This window comes from uncultured Porphyromonas sp. (genome assembly GCF_902489635.1).
Classification (GTDB): Bacteria; Bacteroidota; Bacteroidia; order Bacteroidales; family Porphyromonadaceae; genus Porphyromonas.
The window spans coordinates 1-24,212 of record NZ_CABUAN010000023.1; the positions used below are offsets into that span (position 1 = coordinate 1).

18 protein-coding genes and 2 tRNA genes are annotated in these 24,212 nt (G+C 53.6%); 10 read left to right on the top strand and 10 right to left on the bottom strand.

Annotated elements, in window-relative coordinates:
- Window positions 1–351 precede the first annotated feature (351 nt).
- The 8 genes from RDM37_RS05605 (at window position 352) to RDM37_RS05640 (ending at window position 11,678) form a co-directional block, all read left to right on the top strand.
- Window positions 352–2,031, top strand: a complete 1,680-nt coding sequence (locus tag RDM37_RS05605) for a putative transporter (RefSeq protein WP_308555747.1) — start codon at window positions 352–354, stop codon at window positions 2,029–2,031.
- A gap of 3 nt (window positions 2,032–2,034) precedes the next feature.
- A complete protein-coding gene (gene lptB / locus RDM37_RS05610; protein ID WP_308555749.1) occupies window positions 2,035–2,838 on the top strand; it encodes an LPS export ABC transporter ATP-binding protein in 804 nt (267 codons plus the stop codon).
- Between the two features lie 170 nt (window positions 2,839–3,008).
- Entirely contained in the window at window positions 3,009–4,880 is a 1,872-nt protein-coding gene (mutA, locus tag RDM37_RS05615; protein ID WP_308555751.1) for a methylmalonyl-CoA mutase small subunit, read from the top strand.
- A 24-nt stretch (window positions 4,881–4,904) separates the two neighbouring features.
- On the top strand, window positions 4,905–7,061 hold the full coding sequence (gene scpA / locus RDM37_RS05620; RefSeq protein ID WP_308555753.1) for a methylmalonyl-CoA mutase: 2,157 nt from the start codon (window positions 4,905–4,907) through the stop codon (window positions 7,059–7,061).
- A gap of 514 nt (window positions 7,062–7,575) precedes the next feature.
- A tRNA-Lys gene (locus RDM37_RS05625) sits at window positions 7,576–7,648 on the top strand.
- Window positions 7,649–7,808: 160 nt separating this feature from the next.
- Window positions 7,809–8,666, top strand: coding sequence for a deoxyribonuclease IV (nfo, locus tag RDM37_RS05630; protein ID WP_308555755.1), 858 nt, complete (start codon window positions 7,809–7,811; stop codon window positions 8,664–8,666).
- A 6-nt stretch (window positions 8,667–8,672) separates the two neighbouring features.
- Window positions 8,673–9,275, top strand: coding sequence for an L-threonylcarbamoyladenylate synthase (locus RDM37_RS05635; RefSeq protein WP_308555757.1), 603 nt, complete (start codon window positions 8,673–8,675; stop codon window positions 9,273–9,275).
- Window positions 9,276–9,296: 21 nt separating this feature from the next.
- Entirely contained in the window at window positions 9,297–11,678 is a 2,382-nt protein-coding gene (locus RDM37_RS05640) for an Ig-like domain-containing protein (RefSeq protein WP_308555759.1), read from the top strand.
- Window positions 11,679–11,703: 25 nt separating this feature from the next.
- Here the strand turns inward: RDM37_RS05640 and RDM37_RS05645 are convergent, their stop codons facing one another.
- The 6 genes from RDM37_RS05645 to RDM37_RS05670 are packed head-to-tail and all read right to left on the bottom strand — an operon-like array spanning window position 11,704 to window position 16,596.
- The gene (locus tag RDM37_RS05645; RefSeq protein ID WP_308555761.1) at window positions 11,704–12,690 is read right to left on the bottom strand and encodes a GNAT family N-acetyltransferase; all 987 of its coding nucleotides are present in this window, start codon (window positions 12,688–12,690) and stop codon (window positions 11,704–11,706) included.
- A 2-nt stretch (window positions 12,691–12,692) separates the two neighbouring features.
- Complete coding sequence (locus RDM37_RS05650; protein ID WP_308555763.1) at window positions 12,693–13,634, bottom strand: phosphatidylglycerol lysyltransferase domain-containing protein; 942 nt, start codon at window positions 13,632–13,634, stop codon at window positions 12,693–12,695.
- A gap of 10 nt (window positions 13,635–13,644) precedes the next feature.
- Window positions 13,645–14,064 carry a SufE family protein gene (locus RDM37_RS05655; RefSeq protein ID WP_298889675.1) on the bottom strand — a complete coding sequence of 140 codons (420 nt, stop codon included), beginning with the start codon at window positions 14,062–14,064 and terminating at the stop codon, window positions 13,645–13,647.
- A gap of 16 nt (window positions 14,065–14,080) precedes the next feature.
- The gene (locus RDM37_RS05660; RefSeq protein WP_308555767.1) at window positions 14,081–15,073 is read right to left on the bottom strand and encodes a M28 family peptidase; all 993 of its coding nucleotides are present in this window, start codon (window positions 15,071–15,073) and stop codon (window positions 14,081–14,083) included.
- A 21-nt stretch (window positions 15,074–15,094) separates the two neighbouring features.
- Window positions 15,095–15,643 (bottom strand): cob(I)yrinic acid a,c-diamide adenosyltransferase, encoded by a 549-nt coding sequence (locus RDM37_RS05665; protein WP_308555768.1) that lies wholly within the window; start codon window positions 15,641–15,643, stop codon window positions 15,095–15,097.
- Entirely contained in the window at window positions 15,643–16,596 is a 954-nt protein-coding gene (locus tag RDM37_RS05670; protein ID WP_299366755.1) for a M48 family metallopeptidase, read from the bottom strand. Before RDM37_RS05670 ends, RDM37_RS05665 begins: the two co-directional genes overlap by 1 nt.
- A 290-nt stretch (window positions 16,597–16,886) precedes the next feature.
- Here RDM37_RS05670 and RDM37_RS05675 point away from each other — a divergent pair, with 290 nt between their 5' ends.
- On the top strand, window positions 16,887–17,633 hold the full coding sequence (locus RDM37_RS05675) for a hypothetical protein (protein WP_308555770.1): 747 nt from the start codon (window positions 16,887–16,889) through the stop codon (window positions 17,631–17,633).
- A gap of 2 nt (window positions 17,634–17,635) precedes the next feature.
- Window positions 17,636–18,781 carry a zinc ribbon domain-containing protein gene (locus tag RDM37_RS05680; RefSeq protein ID WP_308555772.1) on the top strand — a complete coding sequence of 382 codons (1,146 nt, stop codon included), beginning with the start codon at window positions 17,636–17,638 and terminating at the stop codon, window positions 18,779–18,781.
- A 343-nt stretch (window positions 18,782–19,124) separates the two neighbouring features.
- Here the strand turns inward: RDM37_RS05680 and RDM37_RS05685 are convergent, their stop codons facing one another.
- The 4 genes from RDM37_RS05685 to RDM37_RS05700 all read right to left on the bottom strand — a co-directional run bounded on the left by RDM37_RS05685 (window position 19,125) and on the right by RDM37_RS05700 (window position 24,200).
- Complete coding sequence (locus RDM37_RS05685) at window positions 19,125–20,471, bottom strand: WG repeat-containing protein (RefSeq protein WP_308555774.1); 1,347 nt, start codon at window positions 20,469–20,471, stop codon at window positions 19,125–19,127.
- 676 nt (window positions 20,472–21,147) lie between these two features.
- Window positions 21,148–21,225, bottom strand: a tRNA-Pro gene (locus RDM37_RS05690).
- A 62-nt stretch (window positions 21,226–21,287) separates the two neighbouring features.
- Window positions 21,288–21,971 (bottom strand): tRNA (guanosine(37)-N1)-methyltransferase TrmD, encoded by a 684-nt coding sequence (gene trmD, locus RDM37_RS05695; RefSeq protein ID WP_308555776.1) that lies wholly within the window; start codon window positions 21,969–21,971, stop codon window positions 21,288–21,290.
- A gap of 117 nt (window positions 21,972–22,088) precedes the next feature.
- A complete protein-coding gene (locus tag RDM37_RS05700) occupies window positions 22,089–24,200 on the bottom strand; it encodes a S46 family peptidase (RefSeq protein WP_308555778.1) in 2,112 nt (703 codons plus the stop codon).
- Window positions 24,201–24,212 lie beyond the last annotated feature (12 nt).

A 24,212-nucleotide genomic window follows, 5' to 3' on the forward strand; every position in this document is an offset into this window, starting at 1 on the left:
AAAATATCCACGTGGAGATTTGAGATTTCCCACGTGGATATTCGAGAAAGGAGGGGATCGGACGAATTTCCCCGTAAAGATATGTAAATAGGGATTAGAGGTTAGAGATTAGAAATTAGGGCGGCCACATTATATATAGTACCCTGATCTATGCCTCGCTGGTCCTTATGTGTAGCTCCTGACAGAGCGATTATGATGCGTCAGCCCCGAAGTGTAAGTTAGTCGTATGTGCTGTTTATTTGATTCTGTGTATCTTTGCGTGACTATTGGGACGTTTTGTCTAGACGATGCGCGCTCCCATCTGCCTGGCTCCCCAAGTAGGGGGCTGACCTACTATTTCTAGCTACATGTATGGATAGTCTGCGAGCTTTTCTCAACGAACTCTTCGTCATACCGTCGGTGCCTCAATCGATTATTGTGATCTCACTGGTCTCTCTGGTGGGGTTGCTCTTAGCTCGTATCCGCATAGCTCGTATCTCACTGGGGGTGACCTTCGTATTCTTTGTCGGCATCCTCCTCTCCTACTGGGGTATCACGCTAGAGGCGGGGACACTAAACTTTGGGATGAACTTTGGGCTGATCCTCTTTATCTACGCCCTCGGTCTTCAGGTGGGGCCCGCATTCTTCCCCTCACTCAAGAAGGGTGGCATACGGGACAATCTCGACTCGCTCCTCATCGCCGCGGTTGATCTGCTACTCGTCGTGGGTCTCTTCTTCGTCTCGGAGCTACCCATCAGTCAGTGGGTAGGTGTCTTGTCAGGGGCTACGACCAATACGCCGGCACTAGCTGCGGCCCAGAGTAGCTTGCCGAGCGTCGGTACTGAGGGGCAGAGTCTGCTCGCGGAGATGGCTCTGGCGTGTGCGATCACCTATCCCTTTGGTGTGGTGGGTGTCATACTGGCCCTCTATATACTAGCTCCCTTAGCGAAGCGACGTGCCAAGGGGCAGCCTGACGAGGAGGAGCGTGCTGCTTTCTTTAGTGAGTACGAAGTGAAGAACATGGGGGTCGTCGGCAAGACGATCTCGGAGATTTCACGGGTTGCTGAGACCTCCTTTGTGATTAGTCGTATATGGCGTGACGGCAAGGCACTATCTCCTGACTCCTCGACACAGCTACAGGAGGGAGATCGCCTGCTGATCGTTTCGGACGAGCGCGAGGTGCCTAGGCTAGAGCTATTCTTTGGCAAAAAAGTCGAGAAGGACTGGAACCGCTCCGACATTGACTGGGATAGTGTGGACCAGAGTCTCGTCTCTAGGCGGCTCGTCCTCACACGCAAGGAGTACAACGGCGTGCGCCTCAGTGCCTTGCACCTACGCAACGATTACAGAGTCAATGTGACGCGCATCGATCGTGCAGGTATCGAGCTGCTCACCTCGCCTGACCTGCACCTACAGCTGGGAGATCGTATGACCGTGGTGGGTACCAAGGAGGCTACCGATGCGGTTGCGGCAAAAATCGGCAACGAGATCAAGGACTTGGACGCTCCCAACCTGCTGGGGCTTTTCATTGGTCTCTTCATCAGCGTTTTCGTCGGTATGATACCTTTCTATATCCCTGGTGTGAGCATGCCTATACGTCTGGGGCTGGCTGGTGGCGGTATCATCATCGGTATCCTTATGGGAGCCTTCGGCCCTCGTATGCATGTGACTACTTACATCACCAATAGTGCTAGTCTACTGGTACGACAGCTGGGACTGATCCTCTACCTTGGCTGTCTGGGGCTCTCTTCGGGCGCAGGCTTCTTTGATATACTCTTTAGTACTCAAGGGTTGGTATGGCTCGGCTATGGCGCCTTGCTGACGGTGCTACCGATCCTGCTGGTCGGCTGGTATATGCTACGTCGCAAGCGGGGGGACTACGCTACTATGTGCGGGGTGGTGTGTGGTAGCATGGCGAACCCGATGGCTCTGGAGGTGGTCGGCGATAGACTCAAGGGGAGTAAGCACACGGTCGCCTACGCTACGGTTTACCCGCTAGGCATGTTCGTCCGTATCATCACCGCACAGCTACTCATCTTACTTTTTGTATAGCTTATGACAGACACTATAGATACCGCTGAGGCACTCTCGCCTGATCGCCACAAAGGTGAGACGGGACTCCTGCGTACGGAACATCTGGTGAAGCGTTACCGCAGTCGTACCGTGGTCAACGATGTCTCTATCGAGCTGCGCCAAGGGGAGATCGTCGGACTGCTAGGCCCTAATGGTGCGGGCAAGACGACCACTTTCTATATGACGGTGGGACTGGTCGTACCTAATGGGGGTAAGATATTTCTCAATGAGCAGGACATCACGAAGCTCCCAGTCTATCAGCGCGCCCGCCTCGGAATCGGCTATCTAGCGCAGGAGGCTTCGGTCTTTAGAAAGCTCTCGGTAGAGGACAATATCAAGGCGGTGCTAGAGATGACGCCGCTTACACCGGACCAGCAGCACGAGCGTCTGGAGATGCTGATAGATGAGTTCGGACTTCACAAGGTGCGCACCAACCAGGGTAATAGACTCTCGGGAGGTGAGCGTCGGCGTGTCGAGATAGCTCGCTGTCTTGCTATCGACCCTAAGTTTATCATGCTCGACGAACCCTTCGCGGGTGTCGACCCGATTGCTGTGCAGGACATACAGACTATCGTGGCTAAGCTCAAGCAGCGCAACATCGGCATCCTGATCACCGATCACAATGTCAATGAGACGCTCAGCATCACCGATCGTGCTTATCTACTCTTCGAGGGCAAGGTACTCTTTCAGGGTACGGCCGAGCAGCTCGCCGAGAACGCTCTCGTGCGTGAGAAGTACCTCGGACGCGACTTCGTCTTGCGTCGCAAGAGCTTCGTAGATCTATAGTCTTTGGCTCTATCATCGTGATGATAATAGGCTCGGGTGACGCTCTATTGAATAGAAATAGTTATCTTTGCGGATAGCAACATGGTCGACTAGCTTCTATCGGATAGGAGAGAGTCCTCTTTGTTGTACCTTTGCGGAATCAATTCACACAACACACACATATATACGATATGGCAAATAAAAGAGAACGGCTCTTTGGGGACTTTCCCCCCGTAAGCAAAGAGCAGTGGCTGGAGAAAGTCACAGTCGATCTCAAGGGTGCCTCCTTTGACAAGCGGCTCGTATGGCGTACGCCTGAAGGCTTTAACCTACAGCCTATGTACAGACGCGAAGACATCGCTCAATATGCCTCACGTCTAGCACTACCTGGTGAATACCCCTACGTGCGATCGACGAAGCTAAACAATGAGTGGCTCGTACGCCAAGACATTAAGGTTAAGGATCCCGCCGAGGCGAACGCTAAGGCGCTAGATATACTCAACAAGGGAGTCACTTCCCTCGGGTTCAACATCTCTAAGACGATCCTCTCTGCCGAGACCCTAGAGACACTCCTCAAGGGAATAGACCTGACGGCCGTAGAGATCAATCTCTCAACCTGTATCTCTCGTACGGTCGAGCTGGCAGAGCTCTTTGTCGCCTACGTGCAGAAGCATAAGATCGATGGCGCAGCCGTAAGAGGTGCTATCGAGTACAACCCCTTCAAGCGAGAGCTGATGAAGGGCGTCGTCGACGATAAGCGTTACGACACGCTAGAGCAGCTCTACAACATTGCCAAGCCTATCCCACAGATGCGCCTTTACATCGTAGAGGCCTCGATGCTGAGCAACGCTGGTGCGGGCATCGTCAAGGAGCTTGCCTATGCACTCGCGTGGGGTGCTGAGCTACTCGACCAGATGGTGGCTCGTGGTCACAAGGTCGAGGAGATCGCTCGGAGGATCAAGTTCCACTTCGGCATTAGCTCGAGCTACTTTATGGAGATGGCCAAGTTCCGTGCGGCACGCTGGCTATGGGCCGAGATTATCGGAGCGCATGGCGACCAGTACAAGGGCGATGTGGCTAAGATCTGCCAGCACGCTACCACCTCGCAGTGGAATATGACCATCTATGACGCTTATGTCAACCTGCTCCGCTCACAGACGGAGACGATGTCGGCCGCATTGGGCGGTGTCGACTCGATCACGGTCCTACCCTTCAACATTGCTTACGAGGAGAGCACCGACTTCTCCGAGCGTATCGCACGCAATCAGCAGCTCCTCCTAAGCGAGGAGAGCCACTTCGACAAGGTTGTCGACCCCGCTGCTGGTTCTTACTACATAGAGACGCTGACCAATGTGATCGCCGAGCAAGCTTGGCAGCTCTTTGGCGAGATCAGCGCTAGCGAGGGTGGCTTCGAGAGCTTTGTCACCACGGGCGCACTACAGCGTGACCTCCAGGAGGCCAATACAGAGCGTCACGCAGCGGTCGCAAAGCGCAAGGAGACCCTACTGGGTACCAACGAATTCCCGAACTTCACGGAGACTGCTCACGAGAAGCTCGCGACGCCCGCTGTCATCACAACGGGGTGCGGCTGCTCTGCTGGAGAAAAGCAAGAGGGTCTACAACCCCTCAACTTCGACCGTGGTGCTAATCAGTTTGAGGAGCTACGCTTGACGACGGAGCGTGGCAAGCAGCCTGTCGTCTTCATGCTGACGATTGGTAATCTAGCCATGAGACTTGCTCGCTCACAGTTCTCGGGCAACTTCTTCGGCTGTGCCGGTTACAAGCTCATCGACAACCTCGGCTTTGAGACAGTCCAAGAGGGTATCGACGCAGCTGTCGCTGCTAAGGCAGACATCGTGGTGCTCTGCTCTAGTGACGATGAGTATGAGACTTACGCTCCTGAGGCGTTCCGTCTACTCGACGGTAGAGCGCAGTTTGTCGTAGCGGGCAATCCCGCCTGTACGGAGCAACTGCAGGCTCTCGGCATCGAGCACTTTATTCATGTCCGTAGTAACGTGTTGGAGACTCTACAGCACTTCAACGAGCTCTTTGGACTAGCGTAGTAACCCTCTAAGAAACACACACAAATGACAAAGCCATTATATAAAGAGATTGACCTGAGTCACTCTCAGTTTGGACGCACCGATGCCGCTAAGTGGGGCAAGGAGCATGCTCTAGAGGCGAACTGGACTACGCCAGAGCAAATCAAAGTCAAGCCGGTCTACACGGCTGACGATATAGAGGAGCTAGAGCACCTCGACTTCGTGTCGGGTCTGCCCCCCTTCCTTCGTGGCCCGTATAGCTTGATGTACCCGTTCCGTCCGTGGACCATACGTCAGTACGCTGGCTTCTCGACGGCTGAGGAGAGTAACGCCTTCTACCGTCGTAACCTAGCGAGTGGTCAGAAGGGACTATCAGTCGCTTTCGACCTCCCGACACACCGTGGTTACGATGCTGACCACCCACGTGTCGTGGGCGATGTGGGTAAGGCGGGCGTCTCTATCTGCTCGCTGGAGGATATGAAGGTGCTCTTCGATGGTATCCCTCTAGCCAAGATGTCTGTCTCCATGACGATGAATGGAGCCGTCTTGCCTGTCCTCGCTTTCTACATCAATGCTGGACTAGAGCAGGGTGCTAAGCTCGAGGAGATGGCTGGTACCATTCAGAACGATATCCTCAAAGAGTTCATGGTGCGCAACACTTATATCTATCCGCCTGAATTCTCGATGAAGATCATCGCCGACATCTTTGAGTACACCTCTCAGAAGATGCCTAAGTTCAACTCCATCTCCATCTCCGGCTACCACATGCAGGAGGCTGGTGCTACGGCCGACATCGAGATCGCCTTCACCATCGCTGATGGTATCGAGTACCTCCGCGCTGGTATCAACGCAGGCATCCCTGTGGACAAGTTTGCGCCACGTCTCTCCTTCTTCTGGGGCATCGGCGTCAACCACTTTATGGAGATCGCTAAGATGCGTGCTGCGCGTATGCTCTGGGCTAAGGTGGTCAAGAGCTTTGGTGCTGAGAATCCTAAGTCGCTCATGCTCCGTACGCACTGCCAGACCTCTGGATGGTCGCTCACCGAGCAGGATCCCTACAACAACGTGGGGCGTACCTGTATCGAAGCTATGGCTGCCGCTCTCGGTCACACGCAGTCGCTACACACCAATGCACTCGATGAGGCGATCGCCTTGCCGACCGACTTCTCCGCGCGTATCGCTCGTAATACGCAGATCTACATCCAAAAGGAGACGCAGGTCTGCCGCTCTATCGATCCATGGGGTGGCTCCTACTATATAGAGACCCTCACGGACGAGATCGCTCACAGAGCGTGGGAGCATATCCAAGAGGTCGAGAAGATCGGTGGTATGGCCAAGGCTATCGAGACCGGTCTCCCCAAGATGCGTATCGAGGAGGCAGCCGCACGTACGCAGGCTCGTATCGACTCCAACCAGCAGGTGATCATCGGTATCAATAAGTACCGCCTAGAGCACGAGGATCCGATCGAGATCCTAGAGATCGACAACACCTCCGTACGTCAGAGCCAGGTAGCTCGTCTAGAGGACCTACGCGCTCATCGTGACGAGCAGGCTGTACAGGCGGCTCTCAAGGAGATCACCGAGTGCGTACGCACCAAGCAGGGCAACCTCCTAGAGCTGGCTGTCAAGGCAGCAGGTCTACGTGCCTCGCTAGGCGAAATATCCGACGCTTGTGAGGCGGTCGTCGGACGATATAGTGCAGTAATTAGAACGATCAGTGGCGTGTATTCAAAAGAGTCAGGACATGACAAGCAGCTGGAGTATGCTAAGCAGCTTGCCGAGGAATTTGCACAGCGTGAGGGGCGTCAGCCTCGTATCATGATAGCTAAGATGGGACAAGACGGTCACGACCGTGGTGCTAAGGTAGTAGCCACTGGCTATGCTGACTGCGGCTTTGACGTCGATATGGGTCCTCTCTTCCAGACTCCTGAGGAGAGTGCTCGTCAGGCTGTCGAGAACGACGTCAACATCCTTGGCGTCAGCTCACTGGCAGCAGGACACAAGACGCTCATCCCGCAGGTCATCGAGGAGCTACGCAAGCTCGGACGTCCTGATATCATCGTCACCGCCGGCGGTGTCATCCCAGCGCAAGACTACGACTTCCTCTACAAGGCAGGCGTGGCAGCTATCTTCGGCCCAGGTACACCTGTCGCCTACTCAGCGGCTAAGTGTCTCGAGATACTCCTCGGCAAGGAAGCCTAACGCGACGGATTATATCAAACCAGATTACTAACGATAGCCACGTGGGAAATGTCACATCCCCACGTGGCTATCTTTTATTCTCCACGTAGGAGAGAAATAAAACTTCGGAGGAATGAAATGAAACTTCGGAGGAATGAAATGAAACTTCGGAAGAATTTTTCCTTTCCCACGTGGACATTCCAAAATCCCCACCTGGAGAGCGAGCTTCTTGTACTTGCGACGAATGATGTCGGGACACACGGAAGTGGCTACTCGTTGGGGCATTGAGTTTATTTGAGACTATTGCAAAGTCAACAGTCTCTATTTGTAGGGAAGCTTGCAGTATCTAGCTCCTAACAGTCTATTTTTATGTAGGATAGAGCTTCAGGTTCAAGTGTGACAGCAGAAGATTCGGGAGAGATTTCAGCTCGAGGCAAAAAAAAGTGGGGCAAACGCTTGCATTGTTCAGAAAAAGTTGTACCTTTGCATCACGGTTCAGGAAGGAAGTCGCTGGTGACTCGCCTGAATGAGGATTGACTTCGTAGCTCAGTTGGTAGAGCAACTGACTCTTAATCAGTGGGTCGAGGGTTCGAGCCCCTCCGAGGTCACAAGTGATACATCACTCTTATGAATAGCTCCTTGCAGTGCGCAGGGGGCTATTTTCATTTTGGGGATTTACGAGGTCGAGGCTACTCGGAGGAGAGGATAGCTCGCTGCTTTTTCTGTATCTTTGCGAGAGTTAGGGTTATACGACTAACTGTTTTCATCATGAGCTATACCAAACATCCTAATAAATATATCGGAGCGCATGTGAGCGCAGCTGGTGGCGTGGAGGAGGCTCCGCTACGTGCTGGCGAACTGGGCGCGCGTGCCTTCGCTTTCTTTCTCAAGAACCAGCGGCAGTGGAATGCTAAACCCTATACTGAGGAGCAGATCGACGCGTTTATCGCCAACTGTGACCAGGTGGGCATACAGCGCGAGCATATCCTACCCCATGCGAGCTACCTATATAATATAGGTAATGCGGACGCTACCAAGCGTCAGCGCAGTCGCCATGCGATGATCGATGAGATGCATCGCTGTGAGCAGCTGGGGCTGAGCTTGCTCAACTTTCACCCAGGCAGCCACCTCAAGGAGATCTCTGAGGAGCAGTGTATGGAGTACATAGCCGCTGAGATGAATGCCGTGCTGGCCGAGTCGGAGGGGGTTAAGCTGGTACTGGAGAATGTGGCGGGTCAAGGGACCAACGTGGGCTACACCTTCGAGCAGCTCGCCTACATCATCTCGCTCGTTGAGGATACTAGTCGTGTGGGCGTCTGCATCGACACGGCTCACACGCTGGCGGCAGGCTATGAGATACGTACGGCCGATGGCTACACGGCTATGTGGCAAGCCTTTGACGACATCATCGGCTACGACAAGCTCTGCGCCATCCACCTGAATGATAGCAAGAAGGACTTGGGTACTCGTGTGGATCGTCATGAGTCTATTGGCAAGGGCTTTATGGGTACAGACCTTTTCAAAATGCTGATGGACGATCCACATCTAGACAACATCCCGATCGTCCTAGAGACGCCCGTGCCTGAGCTCTGGGCGGAGGAGATCGCTTACCTCTATGCACTCTAATACACTATGCTAACGAAGATCTATGCGGACACCCCCGACTACACTGTGGTGCGTGAGGTGGTCCAATGCCTGGAGAGTGGCGGAGTCATTATCTACCCTACAGGTGTAGGCTATGCGCTTGGTTGCTCGGCACTGAAGAAGCGTGCCGTGGAGCAGGTCTGCCAGATCAAAGGGGTAGACAGCAAGCGTCACACCTTGGCGATCATGTGCCAAGACCTAGGCGAGGTGGCTCAGTATGCTAAGCTGGGAGACGATACTTTTGCCCTGATGAAGTCGGGTGAGTACGAGCCAGCTACCTATATACTGCCTCCGACGACGACGCTCCCGACGCCTTTTCGCCAACGCAAGGAGGTGGGCGTGCAGCTCTGCAAGCATCCCGTGACACGGATCATACTGGAGGAGCTGGAGGAGCCGCTCCTGACGGGCTCGTTGCCAGACCTGCCAGAGGGATACGATACGAACTACCTGACCGATCCTGAGCTCATCGAGGAGTACTACGGGCATTTGGTGGACCTGATCATCGATGGAGGCGTGGCTCCTGGTGGTCATGGGGCGATCATCGACTGCACGGGCGATACACCACAACTGCTCCGTGAGGGAACTATCTAAAGCTATATAGCACTACCGTATATGTCTCATCCGCGCCAGCAGCTCTCTACGCTTTTAGTCACCTTCCTGCTCCTCATCCTAGGAGCTGTGGGGTGTGCCAAGCAATCTTCGCCAGAGGGAGGACCCTACGATATGACCCCGCCTCGGGTAGTGCGCTGCACGCCTGAGGAGGGTAGTACGCATGTTACGTCGCATCGTGTGCGCATCACTTTCGATGAGTACATACAGTTGGAGCGAGGTGAGGATAAGGTGATCTATTCGCCACCACAGCGCATCCCGCCGAAGGCTTTGGTCAATCAGAAGCAGCTGGTCATCACTTATCAAGATAGCCTCATCGCGAACACGACCTACACGATCAACTTCAATCGTGCCATCAAGGACTACAACGAGGGTAACTACATCGAGCAGTATGTCTACGCCTTTAGTACGGGCGACTACCTAGACACCATGCAGGTGGCGGGGCAAGTACTTGATGCCTACACGCTACAGCCGGTGCCTCGTATCCTAGCGGGTGTCTACGCGACGCCACTCCCTGTGGATACGCTAGACCGTCCGATGACCCGCATGACCTATACGGATGATCAGGGACGCTTTACCCTAGAGAACGTACGAGACGGAGCTTACTACGCCATCGCGCTCATTGACATGGATCGTAGCTATAGCTACAACGCTCCGAACGAGAGCTTTGCGATCACGCCCGACAGCTTCCGCACGGAGGTGGTACACCGCTCGGCTCTCATGCCTGCCAAGGAAACAAAGGAGACAAAGGTGGACTCGCTTCAAAATACGGCCGACTCACTGCAAAGTGCAGCCGACTCGCTGGGAGCGACTGCAGATAGTTTGCTCTCTAAGGGGGACGAGCCTACAGCATCGGCAGACAGTACTGCGGCGGCGACAGACAGCGTCTCGCCTTACGTCTACCTGCCTAACGACCTGGTGCTCCTCTTGACACGTCCGAAGACGAATCTTATCCGTCTCGAGCGACTTACGAGACGTGACTCGATGTCGCTCATGGCGACTTTTACAGAGCCTATTGATACGCTGCCACAGCTTACAATCCTCTCGCCAGACTACCTGACGACCGCCACGAGCTACTATCCTGATCTCTCGACAGATCGTAAGAGTCTCGTCTACTGGCTCTCGCCTCACGACTCACTGGCGAGAGACTCCGTAGTGGTGGCGTTTGCCTATCCTACGACTGACTCGATAGGTAGTCCGATCAATAAGCTCGACACGATGACGCTACAAGCCCCTAGAGCTCAAGCGGCAAAGGCTAAAGCTAAGCCTAAGAAGCGCCCGAAGATAGCCGCACCTCAGACGGCTACCGACAGCCTCACTCAGGCGAGTGACTCCACCGCTCTAGCAGATCCAAAGAATGATCTAAGTGCTGTCACGCTCCTTTCACTCGATGATATCAACAAAGAGACGACCCGTGACTCCCTCTGGATTAGCTACGATGTGCCGATCCTGGACATTGACACGACCTTGGTACAGCTCGCTAAGTTGGTCGATTCGGTACCACAGCCGATCTCCTGCCAGTTACGACCTGACAGCATACGACGCTGCCGATGGCTGGTAGACTTTGCCAAAGAGCCTGGGACTACTTACCGACTCACCGTAGATACCGCTGCCATAACGGGACTCTATGGTGGTGTCAGTGCTCCGGCACAGAAGGATCTCAAGATCGCCTCTGCGGCCGAAATGGGTTCTCTCGCAGTCACGCTCACAGGCTACCCCACGGAGAGTCCGCTCTACGTCTACCTACTCAGTAGTAAAGAGGAGGTGCTGGCGACTGCTCAGCCCGATAGTGCAGGCTTAGTCACCTTTACGGAGCTGGCTCCTGGGGCTTACTTCCTCAAGCTCTATGTGGACCTTAATGGCAATGGCACTTGGGATGGGGGCGTCTACCCAGCGACTCCTCCTGAGCCTGTGCGCTATCTGCCTCAGACGGTGAATGTACAGGCTCGCTTTGCCACGGAGCAGAAGTGGGCATACGATGGTACGCCCCTAGCAGAGCAGCGTCCGAAAGAGCTGGAGGGAGATAAGCAAGCTGAGGGAGAAGGTAGTCGTGCTAACACAGGAACAGAAAAGCGCGATCTCAACGTTGAGTACGCGCAGCGTATGCGAGAGCGCTACGGTAAGCGCTGGAATCCGACAGATCGTGAGCGTAAAATCATGGGACTCCCCTCACGTGCCGAGGAGAGAGAGGCGCGAGCGCGTGGCGAAAATGTAGAGATAGGCGCTCCTCCTAAGGAACAGGAGAAGAACCAAGACAACAAGCAGGGCAAGACTCAGACGCAACCCCTCGGCACTGGAAGTGGCTCGTCGCTTCGTAACAATCCGACCACAACACGGCAATCTGCCGGAAAGCTACAAGGTCGCTCTCAGACTCTCTCTCGCTAAAGGCTTTTATCTAGGAAATGGGGGATCACTCCATCATCGCGTAGACCAACGTATGCTGGAGGGTGGGCAGTGCTGCGAGCAGTTGGTCGGGTGTCAGAGGCTTGATGAGACGATCGTTAGGACGCGGTGCGAAGAGTAGCTGGCGACGCTGGCGCAAGACGCAGTAGCGACCGCTATTCGTCGGGATCTGCTCATCGAGCAGGTCGAAGACGATACGTTGCTCATCGTGATAAAGCGCAGCGGGGAGGAGCGGATCCTCTTCTAGTACGCCAAGCTCGATAGCCCACGTTAGCAACTCAGCGATGCGCAGTGGGCACAACATACCAAAGGGTGCGAACAGGTCAAAGGCTCCGTCGGCTGGCTCCTCTGCTGGGGGGATGGCGAGGACGCTTTTCGTCTCTTCCTTGGCATCTCTATAATAATAGTAGGTCCTTGCTCCGATCGTGCCGACACCTCCGCCCTCAAGTGCTAAGCTCTCTCGGAGCGTGCGCCACTGATGGTAACTATGCGTGACGGTAGGGTGTTGCTCGGCGAGTGCGGCCTGCCAACTTCGGTAGTGCTGCCAAGCTTCAATAGATGGGAGGTCTGAGGGGTTCGCCTCTGGCGTGGGGGTGCATCGCTTGCCATAGAGCGTGGCATAGCCCATCTGGCGGTAGAACTGGTAGAGCCACTCCTCGGCCGGTATGAGGAAGGCGCAGAGACAACCCTCTCGCCACATCTGCTGGTGGCTCGCTTGCATGAGGTGCTGTACGAGTCCTTTGCCCCGCTGGTCACTCGCGGTGGCTGCGCCTGAGATGTAGCCAGCACGCCACCATTGGTCATGGTAGCGCATCAGGTAGGGAAGGTACTGCACATGACTGAGCGCACGGCTCTGGTCTAGAGCGGTAAGCAGATGGGTGCGATGTGGGTCAAAGGTAGTACGACTATAGAGCGCGATGAACTCCTCGCTATCCCCAAAGGTGGTGCGCCAGATCTCCTCGTAGAGTCGTTGCGTCTCTGCCTTTAGTCTCATGGTTAGGTCTCCAGCTCACCAGCCCACTCTGGGCGACGCCACACGCAGGTGTGCTTCACGAGGCGTACCTCAGGACGGTAAGACTCTTTTGCCTGGCGCAAGCCGGGTAGCCCGAGGTCTTCCTCCCGATTGACATAAGTGTACTGCTCGGGGATGCTGCGAGCGAACTCACGGTTGATGATCGTATAGGCACCGTCGATGTCGGTGCGCGCCTTCTCGATATGCACATCGAAGGTATCCTCCGTGATGGGCGAGCCGAGGGTAAAAGCAACGATCTCGCCTCCGATCTCAATCATACCGCCACGCATCTCCAGCGCCTCGTAGTTGTCGAGGAATCGCTGGATGACCTTGCGCTCCACATGCAGGCTGGGGTCAGGCTCGCCTGTCTCCTCGGCGTGCGCTAGCCATTCATTGGCAAAGTGTGCAACACGCTCCAGATCGTCTGTGGTGATGGGCAGGTAGCGGTAGTCGGGGTAGGTAGCTTCGAAGCGGTTGATGTGATTGCGCTTCGACTGAAGCTTCTTGCCATTGAGCCGTGCGAGCTTCTCCTTGAGGTAGACGTAGTCGATGTAGTCATCGTCTTGGATATGGACAAATTCGTCGGGAAAGAGCTTCTCCAGTCGCTCCTTGCAACTCGAAGTCACGCCCATGAAGACGAGTGGGTAAGCTTCCTGCTCGGAGATCTCCATGAGCTCCTTGATGGTCATCGTCCACGAGTTGTCGTCACGACAGAAGGGGCAGAGGTATACGGGGTGGTCTCGGCGTGGGGAGCGAAAGCGGATCACCAGCGTCTGTGTGCCACCGATAGCCCACGAGGTCTCGTACTGCACCGCCCAGCCATAAAGATTGGCAAAGGAGATATCGCAGATAGGCTCTGCAGCATAATATATATAAGGAAAGACTGTGGAGCGGTCGGCTACATCAATCTGTCTAAAAGGGGTCATAATCTATCTCTTAGTGGCTCAGAAACTCCTGAGCACGTCGTCTGATCGTCTCATACATCGATTGAAGCCCGTTGCTTCGTGTCGGTGAGAGGTGTGACTGGAGTCCCAGTCGGTCAATGAAGTAGAGTGGTGTCTCTACGATAGCCTGTGCGGGCTGGTCATTGTAGCAGTAGAGGAGCATGGCGGCAATGCCCTTGGTGATGAGCGCATCGCTATCGGCCTTGAGGTGTAGCGTGCCGTCTTCCTGAGGAGCGATGATGATCCACACCCGGCTCTGACAGCCGTCGATGAGGTTTTCGCTCGTATGCTCTGCATCATCGACAGGCTCCAACTGGTCGCCCAGATCGATGATCATTTGGTAGCGATCCATCCAGTCGTCTACCAGTTCAAACTGTGAGATGAGCTCCTCTTGTCGTTCGTCTATAGTCATAAGTTGATGAGTCTAATCAGTGAGCATCTAGATCTTTGAGCACCGCCATGACGGTATGCCCGACAGCTCCTAGCGTCTCTGCCGAGATGTTGCTCATGTTATCTTGTAGTGTGTGCCAATAGGGGGCAAAGCCCTCTTCGCTCCGTGGATTGTAATTGACAATGTCTATGCAGGGGATGCCGAGATTGCGAATCACAGGCACATGGTCATCGGTCAAGCCCCCACCGTCAGCTTGGTAAAAGTAGGATCCGTAGCCTAGTTCGGCCGCTTTGCTCCACACTTTCGTAAGTAGCTGCGGTGCGTAACTCTTGGAGAAGTACTCCCAGTAGAAGGTCGCATCACGCCCGCCTACCATATCTAGTAGGATACCACCCATCGCTTGGTAGTCAGCCACGTGCGGGTTCTTGCTCCAGTAGGTAGAGCCTAAACACCAGCTCTCCTCGTCAGAGTAAGCACCATAGTCCTCTCCATCGAAGAGCACGATGTCCACGCCGATCGTCTGAGGCGGTGCGACACTGCCTAGTAGCCGAGCTACCTCAAGTAGAACGCCTACGCCACTACCACCATCGTCTGCGCCAAGGATCGGCTGCGTATGGTTGGCGGGGTTAGGATCTTTGTCCGCCCAGGGACGTGTGTCCCAGTGCGCCATGAGGAGGATACGCTGCGAGGCAGAAGGATTGTACGAAGCGATCAGATTGGTCAGCGGGAGCTTCGTCCCGTCATGTGCTGTCGCCTCAAAGCTCTGCTCCACGACCGTGGCACCGTACTGCGTCAGCTGCTCTTTCATCCAAGCAAGACAAGCGGTATGTCCCGGAGATCCTGGGACGCGAGTCCCAAAGGCGACCTGCTTGGCCACAAAGTTGTAAGCACTATCCGCCACAAAGGGCGTAGCCACGCGGGGCGTCTCCTGCTCCTCCTGATTCGTTTGCTGGCTCTGCTGGTCCTTATTGCAAGAAAGCAACAAGAGGCCGAAGAGTAGCGGTAAGATATATTGTGTGATACGTATCATAAGAATTAAAAGCTAAGTGGGTCAATGCTCGATCCCAGTGCGAGATAAGACTCCGTCCTGGTAATAGTGCTTGACCTCTGCAAAGTTAGTGACAAGCTGACAATGTGGGAGCAACTCCTCACAGTATTGTCGTCCCGTGAGGACCAGTTCGCACGCCTCGGGGCGCTGCTTTATAGCATCGATGAGCTCTTCTACTCTGAGTAATCCCAGGCCGACAGCCATAGAGACCTCGTCCCAAATGACTAGATCGTACAGTCCCGAGCACATCTGCTCGACAGCTCGTGCCAGCCCTTGCTCGGCAGCCTGCACGTCCTGAGGACTAGCCGCGTGATCTATCAGGCAGCCCGTGCCGCCATACATCGATCCATACAGCTCGATGGTACACTCCTCAGGCTTCGTATGCTGCTCCAGAAAGAGCACATCACCATAGCGCATCGTCTTGATGAACTGCCCTATGTAGACCCGCCCGCCATGACCGAGCGTGCGCATGGCCAGTCCCATGGCTGCGGTGCTCTTACCTTTGCCCGTACCGTAATAGTAGTGGACAAAGCCACGCTCCCACATGCTCATTAGCGACTGACGGGCTCATAGTGAAAGCCACCCCCGTCCTGCTGCTTAGCTGACGAAGAGCTTCCAGAGTCTCTCAGCTGGCTAGCCGCTTGACTGCTACTCTTCTTGTGGAGCGACTTGAGCTGTACCTTAGGCCCTTGCGACATAACCCCAGGACCGCTATAGTATTGACGTGCCTCGGGGAGGAACTCCTGAATAGCTCGTATGCGGTTCTGATCACTCGGGTGAGTGCTGAGGAACTCAGGCGACTTCTGCCCCTGCTGTGCCATCTTCTGCCAGAGCGTCACAGCTGCTGCGGGATCGTAGCCCGCCATAGCCATAAAGACCATGCCGATCTTGTCCGCCTCATACTCCTGCTTGCGACCATAAGGGAGCGAGACCAAGAGCTGCGAACCGATCGGATAAACCTGCTGCAGGATGCCCCCGAGGGCAGCACTCTTCGAGCCGACCATCCCTGTCAAGACCTGTCCGCCTAGCTGCGTAAGCATCTCACGGCTAATGCGCTCATTGGCATGCTTAGCCACAGCGTGAGAGACCTCGTGCGCTATGACCGCAGCTAGCTCGTCGTCGGTAGGACGCGTCGCTTGAAGCAATCCACTATAGACGACGATCTTGCCACCAGGCATACAGAAAGCGTTGACCTGACGATCACGGACGAAGTTAAACTCCCACTGTGTCGCCTGCGCTATCTGGTCGTAGCCATTGTTGCGCAGATAGTTGTCCGTAGCCTGCGCTATGCGCTTCGCCACACGGAGCGTCTGCTGTCCTTGAGGCGAGTTGTTGTCCACATTCGCCTTGCGAATAAACTGATTATACTGTTGTGCGCTGGCCGCCGATATCTCAGCGTCCGACACAAGATTGAGTTGCTGTCGTCCCGTGATAGGCACGACGCCACACCCGGCTAGTAAGAGCGTCAGGGTGAGTGCTGTAAACCATCTTGCTATCTGTGTCATCTTCGTAGTATGTTGATTAAGTCTATGAGACCATAGTCTCCTCTAGTGCAAAGATACTCTTTTCGCGGTAGCTGTGCCATAGCTACTTCTCGTTTTTTCTTCTTCGCTAAGTTAGGAGGGTCTAGCGCATTAATGAACTGTTGCATTTTCGGTCGCAAAGGTTTATCTTTGTCCTCAAACGAAACGTGTTGTAAGGAGTTGTGGCGTAAGAAGACCATCCCTAAGCATCCAGCGAAAGGAAATTGCGGCTCGTTCGTACAGGCTGAATATCACTTAAACACCAATAAACTATGAAACTAATCAAGCAGTATGTGGATCGTCTCTTGCAGTACATCGACAGTGGACGATTCTTCCGGAGTCCTATCAAGGTGTTTTACATCTTAATCGGAGTCACCACCTTTCTCCCCGTGTTTCTTCCTATCGTACTCCTGTTCATCCCCCAGGTTCATTACTTCATCAGCTCACTAGGGACATGGCCCACGATAGTGAGTTACCTTGGGGTGCTTGTCCTCATCGTCTACTTCTTGGCGCTGGGCTTCTTCGGCTTTTTCTATTGGCGTAATAGGCAGCGTGATCTCTATGCCACAGTTAGGGTCGGAGACAAGATCAAGGCCATCCCCGTATGTGCTCACATCATCAGAAGCCTGGGGGAGTGGAATGGCATATACCTCTTTGTCTCAACTATGGGAGCCTATCTGATCCTCTATGTCCTTGCACTCATTTCCGGTGGAGGAGACTTTGAGGGGTTCTTGATTATCCTCTTCGGAGGTCTACTCGCGATCCCTCTATTGTGTTTGGCCCTCTTCCTGATCAGCTATCCGATCATATTGTCTGCTCACGCTATCTCTGAGCGACTACTGATCAGAGCCCTCGTGGCCAACAATGTATCAGACCTTGGCGATATACACCGCGCAGCCGTGATGCCAGAGGCTGAGGAGTCACTGGCTAGTGGCACCCAAAAACAAGAAGAGCCGACTGTATCTTCTGTTGTCACAGGGTCAGCTACAGAGAGTACCTCCACCACTAACGAGGAGTAGATATGACTAGGCTAAACTTAGTAAATGTGAGGAGGTGTCCTACTTGTGGACACCTCGTCCCTAAGAGCTATAAGACCTGCCCTTACTGTAGCAATGCAGAGGTCAAGCTACCGACGGCCTCAAGCTCACAGCCTCAGCCCACTCCTTCCGTGGCTCTTCGTCAGAAGAAGCCTATGTCTCCACAGGCTAAGAAGAGACTACGGAATGGACTTATCATCGGAGGCTCAGTCGTTGCAGCTCTAGTTATAGGTCTTTTCGTGTGGAACACTGTGTCTGAGGCGAGAATCCTCAAGAAGAGTATCTTGGAGCCACTGACACAGCAGCAACTAGAGGCAAAGCGGGAGAGCTGCCCACAGCTACTTCAGTACAGTCGCCTCTTCAATGAGATACGCGATAAGGTCGTCGGCACGCCTCAGGAGGATACCTATCGCTCCATCACCTACGAGCAGATGATCGACTACCTAGACTACATCAATGACGAAAAGGAGACGCAAAAGCTCCAAAGTGAAGCCCGAACTGCATACGCGGACTATAATAAGGAGTACGAGACAAAGTTTGGAGCACTCTCGCAGGAGTGGACTGAGTTTTACAAAAAACATGATCCGAGTGCTTACATCCAGCTCACCTTCCATACGAAGTATGAAAGAGATGACGACTCCTACTATACCGTGTATCGTCCAGCATTTTGGGTGGATATAGCCTATCCCAATGGTGCTATAGAGGATTGTGAGGTCTACTTCGGACTATGGAGTGAGGAGAATGAACAGTGGAGCTATGGTGCCACTGGCACTTGGTCGCTAAGTGACTTCAAGAGGTGCACTCAGGCTAATTATTCTTACTGGAACTATATAACCAGTGATGAGCCTGACATCTATGATCGATACACGATCAAGTATGAGGTAAAAAGCGTGACGCTACGAGATGGTTCGTTCATATCATCGACCGATGTGCAGAACATCCCCTCCGAAATGTTGCGATACTTAGAGGATTCTACACAGGAGAATAAGGATGCGGCCATCAAAGCTCTTGTTGACTCCGAGTACGAGACTGAAGAGGAGTATGTCGCCTCATACATCGACAAGTCCTATGAGAAGAAAGACGAGCTGTGCTACAAGCTTCTAGCAACCGTCAATGAGGATGACCAGTAAACCTTGATCTCATGAGGCTGTCCCAGTGACAGTATCTCAATGGAGACTGTTGCAAAAGTCAACAGTCTCACAATCTTGCAAGCAAGATTGTCCTGACTTTGCAGAAAGGATGAAGCGCAAGGCGCTGAGGGTGAGGTCTGAAGGGAGCATACCTCCGTATGTGACCGAAGCCGAATCCCGAAAGCAACACAGCGATTCGCCTTTATGCAACAGTCTCCAATGGGTAGTAGACGACAGCTCGCCTGCTCCTTGAGACGAAAACCGCAGCCCCCTTACCACCACGTATGGTGAGGGGGCTGCTTGCGTATTTGGAGAAGCCCTCAGTCTCTAGGTCTACTATACGTTACCAGTCTTCACCTACCCACGGGTCTGCTACATCTGCTGCTACTGCTTCATCATCTCCTAGTGCGTTTGTTACGGCTTTTGATGTTTCTGCCACTGCTCTTGCAGCTTCCGCTTCGGCTTCCTCAGCAGCTGCTTTAGCTTTGTAGAGCTCGATGGCTTTCAGCCTAGACTTTGCGCACCGCTCCTTGAGTCCCTTAGGGAAGGTGTCATTCCCCTTTAGATCCACATAGCCGTAATGCTCTACACTGCCATCATCAGGGCAGATGCCCAGCCATTCACTCATATAGCTAATCCCGCTATACTCTATTAAGACTACAGGGATCACGCCATTAGTGAGGTCTATTTTTTCCGGTTCGAAATAGATACTAGCCTTATCGTACTCTGCAGGAACGATTATCTTGCCGTTGGCATCTTTCACGCCCCAGAGTACTATCTCACCCATCATCCCGCCGTACATCTTATCTGTGTAGAGCGTGTGTGTGAAGGTCTGACCTTGGTCAGCAGTGGCGTGCTTTGTGATCCGCTCCATCTCGCTGTCACTCACCTCCTTGATCTTCTTGCCTTTGGTGTTATAGACTTTGTATCCTGACTCACCCTTAGGGATGTAGAGCTTTCCATCAATGAACTTCTCAATATAAGCTGGATAGACATAAGGCATCATACCGAGGCTAGTATAGGGAGCATAGTTACCTTCGCCATAAGTACCCTGGAAGACCTTACGTCCCTCCCTGTCTAGGACGAAAAAGTGATCGTTAAACTCGTTCTTGACAACTACCAGCCCTTCAGAAAACTCGCCTGGCACCTCTATCTCCCGACGATGTCGGATCACCTCACGCCCCGTGGTATCGATGAAGCCATAGCCTGAGTCAAAAGAAATCCGCACAGAGGCTAGCCCCTCATGGAAAGTATTGGCCCAAGTATACTTACATGGGATCACCTCCTGACCCGTCTTGTCAATGTAGCCCCACTTGCCATTCTTACAGACAGCTGCATATCCCTCGCTAAAGAGACTTAAACCGTCATACTTCTGGATGGCTTCAATGAACTCAGGGGTTAGCTGGACTAAGTTCTCGTCTATCTCGCTCTCCACACCAGTCGTATCGCTTTGCCCGCTCCTTGCTGGGTCCAAATCGATTGAGGGTGCTTTCTTAGCGCAGCCCTTAGACAGAGTAAGGATGAGGACGCAACACAACCCCACGACAACGACAGCTGCCGCGATGATGATCGTCCACATCTTTCGCTTGGGATTGTTCTTGTTTTGACCCATTGGGTTGCCACACTGTGGGCAGGTCGTAGAGCCCGTTGGGACTGAGGCTCCGCACTTGGTGCAGTTCTTAAAAGCCATGATGCGATAGTGTTTTTGCGTTTGACAAGCTACATAACAGGCAAGACACCCAGATTAGGTCTACTACCCAGATCGCTCATCGCAAGGAGTCATACCCTCAGTGCAAAGATAAATCTTTTATCACAAAAGCGTACTCAAGGGAATCAACCTTGCTTGGGAAAACCCAACGCTGGTTCATTACAATAATTTAGAGCTGACTACATATCGATACGGCGCTGTGTCGGGGAAAACGGATTTCCACGTGGATATTTCAAAATCTCTACGTGGAGATTTTTTATTTCCCAGGTAGGGAAGAAAAAATTCCTCGGAGGAATCAAATGAAACTTCGGAGGAAATGAATGACGCCCACGTGGAAAATAAAAAATTTCCACGTAGAGATTTGAGATTTCCCACGTGGATATTCGATAAAGGAGAGAATCGGACGAATTTCCCCGTAAAGATATGTAAATAGGGATTGGAAGTTAGAGATTAGAAATTAGGAATCGGAGAGTTCGGAGGGGGAGAGATTAGAGGGCATGGGGTGACACATTACATATAGTGACCTCATCTATGCCTCCCTTGTTGCTCATGTGTAGCTCCTTGAAAGAGCGATTGTAATGTGTCTTCCCGTACCGCCTAAATGCAACAAGAGCAGCCCATGTATATGAGCTGCTCTCGCAGTAGGTCTTGACGACCTTGGTCGGGATGACTGGATTCGAACCAGCGACCTCACGCCCCCCAGACGCGCACTCTAACCGGACTGAGCTACATCCCGTATTTCGTTGTGCAAAGGTACAACTTATTTTTGGACTAAACAAGTGGCTTCGGACCAAAAACTTAGCCCTCCTCTCCTAAGAGGTCGGGGCGGAGTGCTCGCGTACGGGCGACCGCCTGCTCATGCTCCCACTGCGCTATGCGCGCTTCGTGGCCGCTCAGCAGGATCTCCGGAACGCGCCACCCTTTGTACTCAGCGGGACGGGTGTACATAGGCGGCGTGAGCAAGCCATCCTGAAAGGAGTCGCTCAGCGCACTATCCGCATCGCCTAGGACGCCTGGTATGAGCCGAATGGTCGCATCGGCAATGATCGCTGCCGCCAGCTCGCCACCCGTCAGGACGTAGTCCCCGATGGAGATCTCACGCGTGATGAGATGCTCACGGATACGATGGTCGATCCCCTTGTAGTGACCGCAGAGGATGATGATGTTCTCCATGAGACTCAGCTCATTGGCGACCGCCTGCGTTAGCACTGGCGCATCGGGTGCCGTGAAGATAACCTCGTCATAAGGGCGCTGGCTACGTAGCTCGGTGATGACGCGGTCGATCGGCTCGATCGACATAAGCATACCGGCAGCGCCACCGTAGGGATAGTCGTCGATACGTCCCCAACGATTGGTTGCATAGTCGCGTAGCTGATGGATATGTACCTCGGCAAAGCCCTCACGCTGTGCCCGCCCCACGATAGAGGTCGAGACAAACGGCTCGATCATCTCAGGCAGTACTGTGATAATGTCTATGCGCATATAGGCGTGTGGTCGAAATAGTCAGACTCGTCAAAATGAATCGGAGTAATCGGAGGTATGAGTAACAACTTAGTCACCCTGATCCTTCCGATTACTCCGATTTTGTATTCTCTTCGCTTATGCGAAGGTTAGCTCTTGGATCAAGCGGGGGCACTTAGCCCACTTGTCGATCATAAAGAGGACGTAGCGGATATCTACCGAGATAGTGCGCTGTAGGTCAGGCTCAAACTCGATGTCGCCACTCATAGCCTCCCAGTTACCATCGAAGGCTAGGCCGATCAGGTTACCATTCTTGTCAAAGACAGGGCTACCTGAGTTACCACCCGTGATGTCGTTGTCCGAGAGGAAGCAGGTGAAGAGATGATCGCCCACACCGTAGGGTGCGAAGTTAGCAGGATTGCTGAGGAGCTTGAGGATCTCAGGCTGTACGGCGAACTCGGTGCTGTTGGGGTTCTGCTTCTGGAAGACACCACGCTCCGTCGTGAAGTAGTAGTACCACGCACCATCTCCTGGCTCGTAGCCGAGGATGCGACCATAGCTCATACGCATTGTGAAGTTAGCGTCTGATGGACGAAGTGCATTAGGCTGGAACTCGCTCATAGCGGCAAAGAGCTCACGCTTGCCCTTCTCAATAGCATGGTTGTACTCCATATACTTATCGATCAGGGTTGAGTAGTACATCAGTACGCTCTGGACGAGCTCCTGTACAGGATCATTAGCTAGGGTCTCCTTGATTTTGTTTGGATCCATAGCTAGCACCGCCATCATCTTATCTTCATAGGGTACGACACTATTGGCAAAAAGCTCCTCAGCATAAGCCTTGTAGTCACCGCCAAAGCGCTCGTCGATGATCTGATAGATGAAGGGGAGGTTGTCAGCAGGTAGCTTCGTACGGAGTAGAGAGAGCATAGCTGGGAGTACCTCACGGTCTAGGTTGGGGAGGTAATCCTTGTAGAGGCCCTCTAGCTCCTTCTTGTCACCAGAGCCTGCAGCTACCATAGCTTGATAGCCGAGCCATACGATCTCGCTACCGCTCAGCATCGTCTCGATTATATAGTTGAGCTGACGATTGTAGGGAGCAGCCTCCTCATAAGCACGCTTCAGGTCGGGCAGGATATTGCCGTAAGGCTTGCCTGTCTGAGCAACCCACTGAGTGAATGCCTCCTCCTCGGCGCGCTTGCGGTCTACGACATGGAGCTTCTCCAGACCACGATTCATACCGATAGAGTTCTTCCAGTAGTTAGAGCTCTGAGCATACTTGCTAGCGTATTTGATGCGAGTCGCTTGATCAGCGTCCATAGCACGCTTCCAGATCTCCTGCTTGATGCCACGCGCCTCGATGCGAGGTGCGTTCTCATTCTCGATGCGATCGATCACACCATAGGAGGTGAGGTAACGATCGGTAGAGCCTGGGAAGCCAATGGTCATCGCGTAGTCCTGCTCCTGGTAACCCTTTAGAGAAACCTTTGTGTAGTATACAGGACGGTAGGGCTTGTTGCTAGCTGCGTACTCAGCGGGCTGGTTGTTGGCATCAGCATAGACGCGGAAGACGCTGAAGTCGCCCGTGTGGCGAGGCCACATCCAGTTGTCCGTGTCACCACCAAACTTACCGACGCTACTCGGAGGGGTCATCACAAGACGTACGTCCTTAAACTCGTCGTAGATGACGACATAGTACTTATTGCCAGCGTAGAAGGGGGTTACCTCGACAGCGTCAAAGGGTGACTTCGTGTACTCCTTGACGATCTCCTCAGAGACCTTGTCGATCGTCTCCTGACGCTTAGCCTCGTCGGTGATACCAGCGACAGCCTGCTCGATGCGAGCCGTCACATCGATCTGCGCACGGAGATACTTGACAGAGAGCCCCGGTATGGGTAGCTCCTCACGCATAGACTGTGAGGCGAAGCCGTCACGTAGGTAGTCATGCTCTACGGTACTCTGGCTTTGGATCGCATCGTAACCGCAGTGGTGGTTCGTGAAGAGTAGTCCCTGATCGGAGACGGTGATGCCGGTGCAGCCACCGCCGAAGATGACCACGCCACGCGCTATCGAGGGTTTGTCTAGACTGTAAAGCTGGTCTAGGGGTAGGTTAAAGCCCAGCTCACGCATGCGAGCTTCGTTTTGCTCATTGAGCTCACTGAGTACCCACATGCCCTTGTCGGCACGTGCTGTAGCACTGCACACGAGGAGTGCGCAGAGGGTCAGGAGCAAGGTCTGTAGTTTATTCATAAGACGCTTATC

Excerpts from the sequence above, each read along its gene's own strand:
- RDM37_RS05640 (WP_308555759.1), top strand. The coding sequence starts at position 9,297 with ATGTCTCATCCGCGCCAGCAGCTCTCTACGCTTTTAGTCACCTTCCTG.
- trmD (WP_308555776.1), bottom strand. The coding sequence starts at position 21,971 with ATGCGCATAGACATTATCACAGTACTGCCTGAGATGATCGAGCCGTTT.
- RDM37_RS05675 (WP_308555770.1), top strand. The coding sequence starts at position 16,887 with ATGAAACTAATCAAGCAGTATGTGGATCGTCTCTTGCAGTACATCGAC.
- scpA (WP_308555753.1), top strand. The coding sequence starts at position 4,905 with ATGACAAAGCCATTATATAAAGAGATTGACCTGAGTCACTCTCAGTTT.
- nfo (WP_308555755.1), top strand. The coding sequence starts at position 7,809 with ATGAGCTATACCAAACATCCTAATAAATATATCGGAGCGCATGTGAGC.
- RDM37_RS05680 (WP_308555772.1), top strand. The coding sequence starts at position 17,636 with ATGACTAGGCTAAACTTAGTAAATGTGAGGAGGTGTCCTACTTGTGGA.
- mutA (WP_308555751.1), top strand. The coding sequence starts at position 3,009 with ATGGCAAATAAAAGAGAACGGCTCTTTGGGGACTTTCCCCCCGTAAGC.
- RDM37_RS05655 (WP_298889675.1), bottom strand. The coding sequence starts at position 14,064 with ATGACTATAGACGAACGACAAGAGGAGCTCATCTCACAGTTTGAACTG.
- RDM37_RS05670 (WP_299366755.1), bottom strand. The coding sequence starts at position 16,596 with ATGACACAGATAGCAAGATGGTTTACAGCACTCACCCTGACGCTCTTA.
- RDM37_RS05665 (WP_308555768.1), bottom strand. The coding sequence starts at position 15,643 with ATGAGCATGTGGGAGCGTGGCTTTGTCCACTACTATTACGGTACGGGC.
- RDM37_RS05635 (WP_308555757.1), top strand. The coding sequence starts at position 8,673 with ATGCTAACGAAGATCTATGCGGACACCCCCGACTACACTGTGGTGCGT.
- RDM37_RS05685 (WP_308555774.1), bottom strand. The coding sequence starts at position 20,471 with ATGGCTTTTAAGAACTGCACCAAGTGCGGAGCCTCAGTCCCAACGGGC.
- lptB (WP_308555749.1), top strand. The coding sequence starts at position 2,035 with ATGACAGACACTATAGATACCGCTGAGGCACTCTCGCCTGATCGCCAC.
- RDM37_RS05650 (WP_308555763.1), bottom strand. The coding sequence starts at position 13,634 with ATGACCCCTTTTAGACAGATTGATGTAGCCGACCGCTCCACAGTCTTT.
- RDM37_RS05660 (WP_308555767.1), bottom strand. The coding sequence starts at position 15,073 with ATGATACGTATCACACAATATATCTTACCGCTACTCTTCGGCCTCTTG.
- RDM37_RS05700 (WP_308555778.1), bottom strand. The coding sequence starts at position 24,200 with ATGAATAAACTACAGACCTTGCTCCTGACCCTCTGCGCACTCCTCGTG.
- RDM37_RS05605 (WP_308555747.1), top strand. The coding sequence starts at position 352 with ATGGATAGTCTGCGAGCTTTTCTCAACGAACTCTTCGTCATACCGTCG.
- RDM37_RS05645 (WP_308555761.1), bottom strand. The coding sequence starts at position 12,690 with ATGAGACTAAAGGCAGAGACGCAACGACTCTACGAGGAGATCTGGCGC.